We start from the raw sequence: 11,471 nt of genomic DNA, 5'->3' as shown, positions 1-11,471 counted from the left end.
CTTTGATTTTGGAACGGTTAAAGTTTAAAAAGTTTATAAATAAGTCTTATTAAAAATTAAATTCCCAATAATGACGGTTGATTTTTGATAAAATAATAAGCATAGGTTATTAAAATTCGAATACTAATTAATATTAGTAATGAGTAAGATTACTTTGGGAGGTTAAAATTTGAAAAAGAGAAACTATCTTTTATGTTCATTAACTTTGACAGGAATGCTGGTAGCGGGAAGCTTGGTGCCGACTGTGAATGCGACAACGGTTGTGGTCAATCAGCAAGCAACCCAAACATCCGGCAGTTCCCTTCAAGGACAGTTAGCTCAAGCAAAGGCTAATTTACAAGCTGCGCAAACGAAGGTGAGCACAGCTCAAAGCCAATTAAATATAATTAATCAACAGGTTCAAGCTAATAGTAGCAAGTGGCAAGCATTAGATAAGCAGCTTGAAGAGCTTGATAACAAATTAGCAAGTTTAAATAGTAATTCAAGCAGTATCAACAGCGGAACAACAGATCCACGCGCTGAAATTGCGAAACAAATTCAACAAGTGCAAACTGAATTGAAAAATGTTCAGGCTCAACATTCAACATTAGCGCAGCAACAGCAAACCGCGAAGGCAAACTTAAGTGCAGCGCAACAACAACTGGCAACTGCTCAAAAAGCTTATGACCAAGCAAAGCAGGCATTTGATGCTGCGCAAGCAAGCAGTTCAGTTTCAAGCAGTACTTTAAATGGAAGTTCAAGCGTTGCAACCAGTGGGAGTTCCAGTGCGGTTCAGGCTTCAAGTGAAAGCAGTATGAGTTCAATAAGTAGTAAGCAAAGTTCAAGTATTGGAAGTTCATCAAGTACGGTTTCGAGTAACAAACAGTCAAGTACTTTAAGTAGTGCTAGTAGCCAATTGAAATCATCAAGCAGTAGTAATAAAAAAAGTTCAGATGTTGAGAACACATCAAGCAAGATCTCAGGCAGTAAGTTATCGAATACTTCAAGTAATACAAGTATTCAACTGAAATCATCAAACAGCAGTAAGTGGAGATCAAATGATCCAGCTATTCAAGGACAAACAGGGGCAAAGCAGTCAGATGTTTCAAAAGCGAATACTGATAACCGGAAGTTGCCGGCAACGGGCGAACAACGTGGAATCTTAACAGCAATTGGGGCTGCGATCTTGGCTGGCTTGGGAGCAATGATTCCTTTTAGAAAAAAGAGCGATAAATAATAAACGATAAAAGGTCGGGATTTCCCGGCTTTTTATATTTTTGAAAGAAGAGTAAAATAAGAAGATACGTTATAAAATTCAAGGAAGTGGAAAAATGGCAGTTACGATCACTGATCAAAACTTTGCTGAAGAAACAGCTAGCGGATTAGTTTTGCTCGATTTTTGGGGCGATTGGTGCCAACCGTGCAAGATGCTGGATCCGGTTCTTGCACAACTTGAAGATCAATTCGGTAATCAAATTAAGTTTGCAAAGGTTGATGTTGGGCAATACCGGGAACTTGCAGAACAATTTGGAATTCAAAATATCCCGACCCAAATCTTATTTGTTAATGGTCAAGCCAAGGAGAAGATTACGGGATACCGGCCATTCAAACCATTTGAAGATTATCTTCGTCAAAAGATCGATCAATATCTAAACTAAAAGGAAGAGTTTTAAAATGAGTGATAAGGTAAAAAACTATTTGAGCGTTGCTTTCTTTGCCTTTTTTGGCGGAATCAGCAGGTATTATTTAGGAAAGATTTGGCAAAGCAGCGGAACGATCGTTGCTAATTTGGCAGGATGCTTTTTGTTAGCCTTTCTGACGTATTATGTGATTGAACGCGACCTGCTTGCTGGATGGTTGAATGTCGGATTAGGAACCGGGTTTATTGGGGCATTTACGACCTTTTCGTCATTTACAGTTGATTTCATGAAATTGGTAAACGCCCATCATTTAATTCATGCGATGGTTTATTTAAGTATTAGTATCCTAGGCGGCTTTTTATGTGTAACTCTCGGCTATATTTTAGCAAGCCGACTGGTGAAGAAGGAAAAGGGTGAATTTTAATGATTTGGATGTTAGGTTTAGGAGCAAGCGCTGGAGCATGTGTTCGGTATTTTTTAACGAATCTGATCAAAGAACATGTTAAAGGCTCATTTCCATTAGCAACGTTCTTTTTAAATGTTTCAGGAGCCCTTGTTTTAGGATTCGTTGTTGGAATCAAACTCAAGACATTCCCATACGCAATTCTTGGAACCGGCTTTTTAGGTGGTTACACGACCTTTTCAACGTTTAATACGGAATTGTTTGCATTGCTGGACGATCATAATTATAAGATGGCATTTCTATATGGAATATTAAGCTATGTAATTGGAATCAGTTTTGCCTTTTTAGGGTTTATACTTGGCCAGCATTTGATTGGTTAATATGGTAAGATAGTTAGTGATGTTTAGAATTGAAGGATTAGTGAATTGGATGGTAAGAAATGAAAACTGCGATTCTAACAGATAGTGCGGCGATTATTGCTCCTCAAATCAAGCATAAATTAGCGATTAAAACGTTGTCGTTACCGTTATTGTTGAACGGCAAGCGGTATTACGAAAAGTATGACTATGATCGGCAACAGGTTAAGGCAATGCTTCGTGAAAAAAATTCATTTTTAATGTGCGGTCAGGTGTCAGTGACAGCAATCGATGAATTTTTGAATGAATTGATCGATAAAGGTTATACAGATGTTATCTGGGTTTACCTTGATAATGATATTAGCGGCTTAGGAAACAATTTACGCTCATACCAGCAACGCCATGATCAAATCAACATTCATCTGGTCGATTCGTATTCAATGGGAGTTGCAGAGGGTAATTTAGCGGTATTAGCGGCGAAATTGGTTGCCCAAGGGAAAGACTGGAATGCAATTGAGCCGATTTTAAAAGAGGTTCGGAATAGCAATCGGACCGTGATGATTTTAAAGAATTTGCGGCATATTTCGACTACCGGATACGTTAAGAATGGAGTCTTTCCGATTCAGAAGACGATTTTTCGTCCGCAGACGTTAATGCGCTTTAATCCGCAGGGACAGCTTGAAGTTCAGAGTGCTTATCTGCAGCATAGCAAACTTTCACGGACGATTCGGCGAATGATTATGCCGGCGTATCAAGAAATGGCAGGGCAGCTTCAAATTACAATTACTGCAATTCGAACCCGCCATAATGATCAAGTGATTTCACGGTTGATTAAGGCGATCAACCGCACATTTCCGGCTGCCCAAATTAAATTATATGAAATGAATCTTTCGATGATTGCCCATATCGGAACGGATGGGATCGTCATCAGTTGGGGTTAGGCTTAAAATCAGGGATGATGAATTTGTCATCATTGCTGATTTTTTTTATACTAAAACATGAGTGGTTCGCGAAAATCCCACTTAAAAAAACTAGAAAGAGGTTTGATACCTGTGAATAATCAAAAGAAACAGTCTTTAGTTAGTCTAACTAAAGCCGGAATCGTTGCGGCGCTTTACGCGGCATTGACACTTGTATTGTCGCCAATCAGTTACGGTGCAATGCAGATTCGGTTATCTGAAATTTTTAATAACCTTGCCGTTTTCAATAAGCGTTATATTTGGGCATTAACGATTGGATGCGCAATTGCCAATCTTAATTCACCGCTTGGAATTGTTGATATCATCTTTGGTTCCTTGGGGACGCTTTTAATGACAAGTTTGAGTTATTTCTTAAGCCGGCGAGTTAGATCAACAGCCGGCAAGCTCGCAATTGCAGTGGTTGTATGTACGTTGATGACTTGGACGGTTGCGTTAGAATTACATTTCGTAAATCACCTTCCGTTTTGGCCAACGTACCTAGCAGTTGCAGTTGGTGAATTCATTTCAATGGTAATTGGCGCGGTAATTTTTGGAATTTTAAGCAAACGAATTGATTTAACAAAGTAATGGAGGATCAAAATGACATTTGAAGAAGTTTTACCAGAATTAAAAAAGGGTAAGAAAGCCGTTCGAACAGGTTGGGGCGGTTCGGAAGAATATATTTTCGTTGTCAATAACGATACTTTAAATGGCGAAGCAATCAACCCGTATTTAATGATTCGGACAAAGGAAGAACCGGCATTGTCACAGTTCATGCCGACCTCGTGTGATGTTTTAGCTGAAGATTGGAAGTTGGTTGACTAATGAACTTATATCCGGAATTTGAAGGAAAGATCGTTGTTATTACGGGTGTTTCATCTGGAATCGGTTTTGAGCAGGCCAAGGCATTTTTGGATGCCGGGGCCAAGGTTTTCGGGGCCGATATTCAAAATGGCGGCCAAGTATATGAGCTGAATGATCACGGAAACTTCAACTTTACGAAATGTGATGTGAGTGATCCGCAAGAAATTGAAGCCTGGCTGAATCCGATTATTGAAAACAATCAGATCGATATTTTGATCAATACGGTCGGAATCCTTGACGGCTATGCCCCAACTTTGGAAACGACCGAAGACCAGTGGGACAAAATTTTCAATACGAATTTGAAGAGTATTTTCAGAATTACGAACCTGATTTTACCGCAGATGCTTGAAAATGGTCACGGAACGATCGTTAACATGGCATCGATCGCTGGCATGGTTGCCGGTGGTGGCGGCGCTGCATATACAGCCGCAAAATTTGGAATTATTGGTTATACAAAGCAACTGGATTATGATTACGCAGCTAAAGGAATTCGGGCAAATTGCATTGCTCCCGGGGCAATTGAAACCCCAATGAACGCAAAGGACTTTGAAGAAGACGATAGCAAGATGGCCAAGTGGGTTGCTGATCAAACGCCAGCAAAGCGTTGGGCTCAACCAGAAGAAGTTGCTGCGTTGACTATGTTCTTAGCAAGTCCGCGAGCTGATTACATTCACGGAACAGCGGTTCCAATCGATGGCGGCTGGTTAGAAAAATAAAGTGGCTAACCTGGAATTTCCAGGAATAGCCACTTTATTTTTTATATGAAGTAATTTCAATTAAATTGTTATCCGGATCAGTAATGTAAATTGAAGTCATTTCGCCTTCGGATCCCATCTTCTTTTCAGGGCCTTCAACGATGTTTACAAAGTAACTTTTAAGGTGGTTTTCAACATCATTGATATCATCACCGACAACGATGCATAAATCAGCCGCCCCAATTGTTGGATGGTCAGCTTTTAATTCGGTTGGCCGGTCGGTCTTTTGAAGCCGAATCAACTGGTGACCGCACCGTAATGTAGTGACATTTTCATCGGTTTGATCTTCAATGACAGGCATGTCGAAAACTTCGTGATAAAACCGCGTTGCTTGCGGAATGTTGCTGACCGTTAAAACAATATGATCAAGACGTCGAACACGCATAATGGGTGCTCCTTTCTAGAACAAAAATTTAATCACATAATATTATACACAATGCAACTTGATTCGTTAAAAAATTGATTAATAATTTTGAAAGCGTTTATTTTAAAGCGCTTTTGTTTTATAATCATAAATGTGAATATAACAAATAAGGAGAAAGCATATGGCAAAGAGATATGGTGCAATTGAAGCCGGCGGGACAAAGTTTGTTTGTGCTGTCAGCGATGAAAATTTAAACGTTTTAAAGCGGGTTAAAATTCCAACAACGGTTCCTGCTGAAACGATGAGTGAAGTTTTCAAGTTCTTTGAAGAAAACCCATGTGATGCAATTGGAATTGGTTCATTTGGCCCAATCGATGTTAACCGCAATTCAGATACATATGGTTACATTACAACAACGCCGAAGGAAGGCTGGGCAAACTACGATTTCCTTGGCGAAATGAAGAAACGGTTCGACGTTCCATACGCATGGACAACGGACGTTAACGTTGCCGCATACGGCGAGTTAAAACGCGGAGCTGCTAAAGGATTAGACAGTTGCGTTTACTTAACTGTCGGAACCGGCGTTGGTGGCGGCGGTGTCGTTAACGGTAAATTGCTTGAAGGTTTCGGTCATCCTGAAATGGGGCACATGATCATGCGGCGTCACCCGGATGACAAGTACGAAGGCCATTGCCCATATCACAAGGATTGCCTTGAAGGATTGACAGCGGGTCCAGCAGTTGAAGCTCGGCACCATGGAGTAAAGGCATATGAAATTCCAAAGGATGATCATGATTGGAAAATTGAAGCATATTACCTTGCTCAAGCCTGCATGGACCTGACAGTTGTTCTTTCACCAGAAATGATTATCTTTGGTGGCGGAGTTTCAAAGCAAGAACAACTTTTCCCAATGATGCGTGAATCATTTAAGAAGCAAATGAACGGCTATTTGAAGACGCCTGACTTGGATAAATACATCGTTCACTGTGCATTAGGCGATGATGCCGGGATCACCGGATGCTTACTTTTAGCCCAAGAAGAAGACGAAAAAGCAAATAAATAGTAAAAAAAAACGAACTGATAAAAATCAGTTCGTTTTTTATTATCTAAAAATGTTTTCCTTTCGGTTTATTCCACCAACCAGAAGTCTTCTTTTTAGCAGGCTTCGTTTGTTTCCGCGGCGGAATTGGTTCTGCCGATGAAGAATTTGATTCATGACTTGAATCCGTTGGAAATGGCTGATCAATTGGTTGATCGTCATTTTGAATTTCATAATCAGTTGCCGGTTCGAGGAGAATGCCTTCATCTTCAACAGGTGAAGTGTTTTCTTCGGCCGTTCCAAAAATTACTCCTAATAATCCAGTTTTCTTCAAAATTGCAAGGTATGCAAGTCCAAAACCGCCGGCAAGCACTGCACAGTAAATGAATGCGGTGACCTTTGATTCTGGAACGAAGAAGATTTTGATCAACTTGTTGATGACAAACGTAATCGCCAATAAGACAACGTTGATCTTAAGAATTTTACCAGCATAGCGCAGTTGCCCTTTTTGAATGTAATTGCGCCGCAACATTAAGTAAACGTCTAAGGTTACCAGCCCAAAGGCAATTGAAGTTGCCAATGTTGGACCGAATGCGCCGAAAAAGTAAATTGCAGGGGTCTGCAAGGCCAATTTTAAAATTACCCCGACACCGAATTTCTTAATCGCATAGCGTTGATAGCCCATTGATTGAACGGCAGTGAAGAAGTTCATGAAAAGGGCCAAAATAATACTGTTGATCAATGCAAATGACATTAATTGAGCACCGATTTTTTGGAAATCAAAGAAGATGCCGTTGACTTCCCAGGCTAAAATCGAAAGCAAAATTGATGCTGGAATCAAACATGCTAAGTTTAATTCAATGTTTTGCGAAAGAACGGTTCCGGTTTCCTTACGGCTTTGCTTTTGTGCTAACAGCGGCAAAGATGTTTCGGAAATGGCCGTTGTTAATGAAATCACGACCGCGGTGATCTTATTCGGGTTGGCTGAGAAATAAGTAAAGAGGTCCCGCGCCGTTTTCAGCGGCATATCCATCATTCCGACCGCAATTGTTTTGAAAGTCATCTGATCGATAAATTGGAAAATCGTGATTGCTGATCCGATAACAACGAACGGAATGGCATCGTGAATGATCGCTTTGAAAATTGAAGGAATGTGATTATTGTCTGCTGGCAGACTTTGCTCGTACATTTCCTTGTATTCATTGCGCTTTTTAAATCCGTGATACGTTAAGTACAACAAACTGAAGACTGCGCCGACAAAGGCAGCAAATGTACTATAGTTAACAGCTTTTAAGAAACTTCCGTGGAAGACTTCCATGATCACAAACGTCGTTGCGATGATAAAGATGACCCGCATGAGTTGTTCCCATAATTGAGAAATACCATACGGTTGCATGTCTTGGTTTCCTTGGAAGAATCCCCGAATTAAACTCATTGGCGGTAAAATTACCAACGCGGGAACGCAGCACCGAATCGTAACCGTTGTTGCTTGAACGGAAACAACCGGACTCGTTGCCGCGATCCAAGGAGCGGCAACCCAAAAAATGATCCCGGAAATCATCCCCATTCCAATCATTACGATCATTCCATACTTGAAGACCCGTAAACTGTTGCGAAATTTATTTTCACTATTGTATTCCGCAATTTGCCGGGCAATTGAAGATGGAAATCCTGATTGACTTAAAACAAGAAAAAGGGCGTATGGAGTATACGCTGAATTAAAGATTGCTTGAGCAGCATTGCGCTGTTCGAGGCTTCCCATCATCATTAACCAGGGAATTAAATAGATGATTCCGAGGACTCGTGAAAGGATACTCCCCATCATCATCCAAAAACTTCCAGATAATAATTTTTTCTTCATATATAATTCTCTCCAATACTAATTAAACATAACAAGTTTACCACTTTTGAATTGAATTTTAAAAGTTGATTGTGAGAGGAAAAGATGAAAAAAGAGGTCGTGATATTAATCACAACCTCTTAGCTATTTTGATTGTTTTGTCACACCTTGCTTAATCATTAAAAGTTCCGTTTTCAACGTCACTTAAGAACCGTTTTAAGTGCGCGAAGTAAACAGGAGCATTGTCGATCATGTGGTGGTGGCCACCGTAAGGAGTGGTTTCTAACCGAGCATGTGGAATATCACGGGCCATCCGTTCAGCGGACTTCAATGGCATTGTTTCGTGTTCACCGAATGTCAATAAGGTTGGCATTGTGATGTCTTTCATCCGGTCGCGGATATCCCATTCCTTTAACTTTCCAGTTACAACGAATTCGTTGTTTCCTTGGAATGCGTTGTATACCGGAGTAGCCATTGTTGGAATCAAGTGACGAATTGCCATTGGTTGCTTGCGGTCAACGTATTCCCGGTTCAAAACGTCAACGTAGCCTTGATAACGAGCGTTATCAAGATCATTTTTAGCTTCGCATTCTTTCATGTAAGCAACGGCTTCAGGAGTCAATGTCTTTTCCCGAAGAGCGTTGATGTGTTCGAGGTATTCATCAATGTTATCGACCATTGATGAGATGATCAAGCCCTTTAAGTGTTGGCCGTATTTAAGGGCGTACATCATTGCTAAAGCACCGCCCCATGATTGACCGATTAAGTAGAAGTTATCATAGTTGAGCTTTTGCCGAAGTTCTTCTAATTCTTCAAGGTAGTAATTGTATGTAAGGTATTTTTCAGCAATCTTTGGGTCTGAATAGTCTGGTTGGTCAGAATAGAATGAACCGAGTTGATCATACATTGTAACTTCAACGCCGAGATCAGCAAGTTCTTCTCCAAAGTTTTCCCAATATTCGTGGTTACCGCCAGGGCCGCCATGGAGGCAAAGCAACTTGATGTCGCCTTGACCTTCAGTGTGAGTCCAAATGTGATAGCCGTTATCAAGTGTAATAATATGAGTTCCTTGACGCATGTTTTTCACCTAATTTCCTCTAAATTAGTTTAATTGTAGCACTAATTTTAGAAAATGCTCAAACTTATAGTATATTAGAAGAGGAATGATCAATGAGAGGGTGATATTTGTGTTTGATAAGAAACAATTTGCACATGTCTTTGATGTGAAGGACTTTAACCGGTTAGAGATTAATCTGACCGGAACAGACTTGGTTATCCGCCAAGCAGAAAACGCCGGTATCATTTATTATGGTGAACAAAAGGACGATGATCGGTTTGAAATGAAGCAGGAAGGGCATACGTTGCGGATAACGGAAAAGAGCAGCTTGAATGTTTTGAAAAAGACATTTGCCTTTAAATTTTCAGTTGGTAAAAGCCGACTAGAAGTTACCATTCCGCAGACTGACTTTTTAAAGTTAAGTGCGGAAGTGACTAAGGGTGACGTGGCAATCGATAACGTTAAAACGTCAACGATTAATCTGATTGTTGGAAGTGGAGCATTAACGGTGGCTGATTCAACGATCGATAATTTAGATGTGAAGGCTCAAAGCGGAAACTTGGTAATGAAGAAGATCCTGCTTGGAAATGCTAAAATTGAAAACCGGACTGGCGATATTTTATTTGATGAATTTCAAAGCGGAGATTCAATGACCGCTGCTTTTGCTGAAGGCCGATTGAAGATGCGGGATGTAACCTTTAACGATGCTAAAATCACACTGGGTCAAGGAGATGTGCGGGTCCGCGGTTTTAAGGCCACCGGTGATTTTAACTTATCAACCAATATCGGTGATTTGTCACTGCGGCAAATTCAAGCCCCAACGATTACGATTGCAGCGATTCGCGGAAATGATCTTCAAAATCCAGCAAGTGTTGAAGGATTACCCCAACATGAACGCGGTCATGCCGGAGCATCATTCTTAACAAGTGCCGGTCACTTAGATGTGAATAAGGAAATTGAAATTACGAAAGAGTAAAGAGGGTGTAATGAAAGTTATGACCTTTTTGTTACTTTCAATTACGATTAAAGCTAATCAAGTTTTCGTAATATATTCATATTAGTATTAAGAATGACTTTTCTTTTAAGAAAAGCTTAATGCATTAATTGGTAACCTTAAAATTACGAAAAATAAAATCCGTCAAATACAGGTAGAATTATTTTGGGACAAAATATAAAATCAATGGATCATTTAATTCATTGATAAAGTAGTAATAAAAAGAGTTATTTGTTAACGCGTGCTGACAGCAAAGAGGTTGTGATACAAATCGCAACCTCTTTGCTATATCTACATAATCGAGTTCCAAAACAAACGAGCTTCGCGTCACCACTCAGTTCGTTTTTTGACGTCTTGTCACACCTTCTTATTTTTCGTACTCTAATTATCATTATCTGAGCAAAAGAAAAAGGTACTGATAGAGAAACTCAATTTCCATCAGCACCAAAAAAGTATACCCATTAGAAGTATTGAATCTGAAATGATAATTTTTAATTATAATTATTACCATTTCCAAAATTCATTTCCGCTAGAAACAATATATTTCTCAAGCCAATCACAAAATGAAAGACTAAAGTACTTATCTGCTTCTATGCCGGGATAGGAAAGATACTCCATATTTTTTTTATATCTGTTGAGATCAATAAACATTTCTCCTATATCTTGTAATAAAAGAATGGGAATCTTTTGTATTGGATCTGTAATTTTAAGGTTGGACGATGAGTAGATTTTACATGCAGCCCCTAAAGGCACCCCCTTAAATTCATTGTCAAACAGAATGGCCCCATTAGAAATTTCTAGAAAATTAAGATATTCTTCAGGTAATTTTTTTTGACTCAAACTGCTCAAATCTTTTTTTGATATAGGATTATGAAAATAAAAATTAGATTTCATAATCCCACCAAAATTAATGATATTAATCGGAGTAGCTCCATCTTTAGTAATGTCTTTTATTCCATTAATAATTTGTTTAATTTTTGTCATATTAATAATTCCTAAACCATGTTGTAATTAATTGGTGTTGTTGAACAGGAACAGGCATTAGATTTGAAAAATCATTTGTTCCACCATAAATACGCGGACGAATATGGTGAACCTGATTATTGTTCCAATAGTCAGCTGATTGGTTACCATATTTTTCACTAAATTCTTTAATGAATAAATATCTATCTTGGGTTGTCCAAGTAGGTGATAAAGTAAGTTTTGCCCAATCTGTATGAA

15 protein-coding genes and 1 riboswitch are annotated in these 11,471 nt (G+C 39.4%); of the genes, 10 read left to right on the top strand and 5 right to left on the bottom strand.

What is annotated here, in order from left to right; genetic code table 11:
* The first annotated feature begins 169 nt into the window (after positions 1 to 169).
* From Q3C15_RS08235 to Q3C15_RS08200, 8 genes are all read left to right on the top strand, one after another.
* Complete coding sequence (locus tag Q3C15_RS08235) at positions 170 to 1,216, top strand: LPXTG cell wall anchor domain-containing protein (protein ID WP_302704929.1); 1,047 nt, start codon at positions 170 to 172, stop codon at positions 1,214 to 1,216.
* 94 nt (positions 1,217 to 1,310) lie between these two features.
* The gene (locus Q3C15_RS08230; RefSeq protein WP_283600887.1) at positions 1,311 to 1,637 is read left to right on the top strand and encodes a co-chaperone YbbN; all 327 of its coding nucleotides are present in this window, start codon (positions 1,311 to 1,313) and stop codon (positions 1,635 to 1,637) included.
* A gap of 16 nt (positions 1,638 to 1,653) precedes the next feature.
* A complete protein-coding gene (locus Q3C15_RS08225; protein ID WP_283577545.1) occupies positions 1,654 to 2,043 on the top strand; it encodes a CrcB family protein in 390 nt (129 codons plus the stop codon).
* The gene (gene crcB / locus Q3C15_RS08220; RefSeq protein WP_302704928.1) at positions 2,043 to 2,402 is read left to right on the top strand and encodes a fluoride efflux transporter CrcB; all 360 of its coding nucleotides are present in this window, start codon (positions 2,043 to 2,045) and stop codon (positions 2,400 to 2,402) included. Before Q3C15_RS08225 ends, crcB begins: the two co-directional genes overlap by 1 nt.
* A gap of 59 nt (positions 2,403 to 2,461) precedes the next feature.
* Positions 2,462 to 3,319, top strand: coding sequence for a DegV family protein (locus Q3C15_RS08215; RefSeq protein WP_283577547.1), 858 nt, complete (start codon positions 2,462 to 2,464; stop codon positions 3,317 to 3,319).
* 55 nt (positions 3,320 to 3,374) lie between these two features.
* A riboswitch (PreQ1 riboswitch) is annotated at positions 3,375 to 3,419 on the top strand.
* A gap of 11 nt (positions 3,420 to 3,430) precedes the next feature.
* Positions 3,431 to 3,925: a QueT transporter family protein gene (locus Q3C15_RS08210; protein WP_302704926.1), complete on the top strand. Its 495-nt coding sequence runs from the start codon at positions 3,431 to 3,433 to the stop codon at positions 3,923 to 3,925.
* Between the two features lie 12 nt (positions 3,926 to 3,937).
* Positions 3,938 to 4,162 carry a DUF2829 domain-containing protein gene (locus tag Q3C15_RS08205; RefSeq protein ID WP_057826998.1) on the top strand — a complete coding sequence of 75 codons (225 nt, stop codon included), beginning with the start codon at positions 3,938 to 3,940 and terminating at the stop codon, positions 4,160 to 4,162.
* The gene (locus Q3C15_RS08200) at positions 4,162 to 4,917 is read left to right on the top strand and encodes a 3-oxoacyl-ACP reductase (protein ID WP_302704925.1); all 756 of its coding nucleotides are present in this window, start codon (positions 4,162 to 4,164) and stop codon (positions 4,915 to 4,917) included. Before Q3C15_RS08205 ends, Q3C15_RS08200 begins: the two co-directional genes overlap by 1 nt.
* A gap of 34 nt (positions 4,918 to 4,951) precedes the next feature.
* Here the strand turns inward: Q3C15_RS08200 and Q3C15_RS08195 are convergent, their stop codons facing one another.
* Positions 4,952 to 5,341, bottom strand: coding sequence for a VOC family protein (locus tag Q3C15_RS08195; RefSeq protein WP_302704923.1), 390 nt, complete (start codon positions 5,339 to 5,341; stop codon positions 4,952 to 4,954).
* A 160-nt stretch (positions 5,342 to 5,501) separates the two neighbouring features.
* Here Q3C15_RS08195 and Q3C15_RS08190 point away from each other — a divergent pair, with 160 nt between their 5' ends.
* Positions 5,502 to 6,383, top strand: coding sequence for an ROK family protein (locus tag Q3C15_RS08190; RefSeq protein WP_283600881.1), 882 nt, complete (start codon positions 5,502 to 5,504; stop codon positions 6,381 to 6,383).
* A 43-nt stretch (positions 6,384 to 6,426) separates the two neighbouring features.
* Here the strand turns inward: Q3C15_RS08190 and Q3C15_RS08185 are convergent, their stop codons facing one another.
* The gene (locus Q3C15_RS08185) at positions 6,427 to 8,220 is read right to left on the bottom strand and encodes a polysaccharide biosynthesis protein (RefSeq protein WP_302704922.1); all 1,794 of its coding nucleotides are present in this window, start codon (positions 8,218 to 8,220) and stop codon (positions 6,427 to 6,429) included.
* A 151-nt stretch (positions 8,221 to 8,371) separates the two neighbouring features.
* On the bottom strand, positions 8,372 to 9,277 hold the full coding sequence (locus tag Q3C15_RS08180) for a proline-specific peptidase family protein (RefSeq protein ID WP_064215343.1): 906 nt from the start codon (positions 9,275 to 9,277) through the stop codon (positions 8,372 to 8,374).
* Positions 9,278 to 9,386: 109 nt separating this feature from the next.
* Here Q3C15_RS08180 and Q3C15_RS08175 point away from each other — a divergent pair, with 109 nt between their 5' ends.
* Positions 9,387 to 10,232: a DUF4097 family beta strand repeat-containing protein gene (locus Q3C15_RS08175; RefSeq protein ID WP_302704920.1), complete on the top strand. Its 846-nt coding sequence runs from the start codon at positions 9,387 to 9,389 to the stop codon at positions 10,230 to 10,232.
* Between the two features lie 522 nt (positions 10,233 to 10,754).
* Here the strand turns inward: Q3C15_RS08175 and Q3C15_RS08170 are convergent.
* A complete protein-coding gene (locus Q3C15_RS08170; RefSeq protein WP_302704918.1) occupies positions 10,755 to 11,234 on the bottom strand; it encodes a hypothetical protein in 480 nt (159 codons plus the stop codon).
* A 1-nt stretch (position 11,235) separates the two neighbouring features.
* The coding region (locus tag Q3C15_RS08165; RefSeq protein ID WP_302704917.1) for an HNH endonuclease signature motif containing protein at positions 11,236 to 11,471 on the bottom strand (236 nt) is incomplete at its 5' end.

Origin of the sequence: Ligilactobacillus sp. 110_WCHN (assembly GCF_030518115.1) — a bacterium.
Lineage (GTDB): Bacteria > Bacillota > Bacilli > Lactobacillales > Lactobacillaceae > Ligilactobacillus > Ligilactobacillus aviarius_C.
This window is presented reverse-complemented; position numbering and strand designations above follow the sequence as displayed.

Bases quoted from the DNA above. Each gene is read 5' to 3' on its own strand.
- Q3C15_RS08230 (WP_283600887.1), top strand. From the start codon at position 1,311: ATGGCAGTTACGATCACTGATCAAAACTTTGCTGAAGAAACAGCTAGC.
- Q3C15_RS08225 (WP_283577545.1), top strand. From the start codon at position 1,654: ATGAGTGATAAGGTAAAAAACTATTTGAGCGTTGCTTTCTTTGCCTTT.
- crcB (WP_302704928.1), top strand. From the start codon at position 2,043: ATGATTTGGATGTTAGGTTTAGGAGCAAGCGCTGGAGCATGTGTTCGG.
- Q3C15_RS08215 (WP_283577547.1), top strand. From the start codon at position 2,462: ATGAAAACTGCGATTCTAACAGATAGTGCGGCGATTATTGCTCCTCAA.
- Q3C15_RS08205 (WP_057826998.1), top strand. From the start codon at position 3,938: ATGACATTTGAAGAAGTTTTACCAGAATTAAAAAAGGGTAAGAAAGCC.
- Q3C15_RS08200 (WP_302704925.1), top strand. From the start codon at position 4,162: ATGAACTTATATCCGGAATTTGAAGGAAAGATCGTTGTTATTACGGGT.
- Q3C15_RS08195 (WP_302704923.1), bottom strand. From the start codon at position 5,341: ATGCGTGTTCGACGTCTTGATCATATTGTTTTAACGGTCAGCAACATT.
- Q3C15_RS08190 (WP_283600881.1), top strand. From the start codon at position 5,502: ATGGCAAAGAGATATGGTGCAATTGAAGCCGGCGGGACAAAGTTTGTT.
- Q3C15_RS08185 (WP_302704922.1), bottom strand. From the start codon at position 8,220: ATGAAGAAAAAATTATTATCTGGAAGTTTTTGGATGATGATGGGGAGT.
- Q3C15_RS08180 (WP_064215343.1), bottom strand. From the start codon at position 9,277: ATGCGTCAAGGAACTCATATTATTACACTTGATAACGGCTATCACATT.
- Q3C15_RS08170 (WP_302704918.1), bottom strand. From the start codon at position 11,234: ATGACAAAAATTAAACAAATTATTAATGGAATAAAAGACATTACTAAA.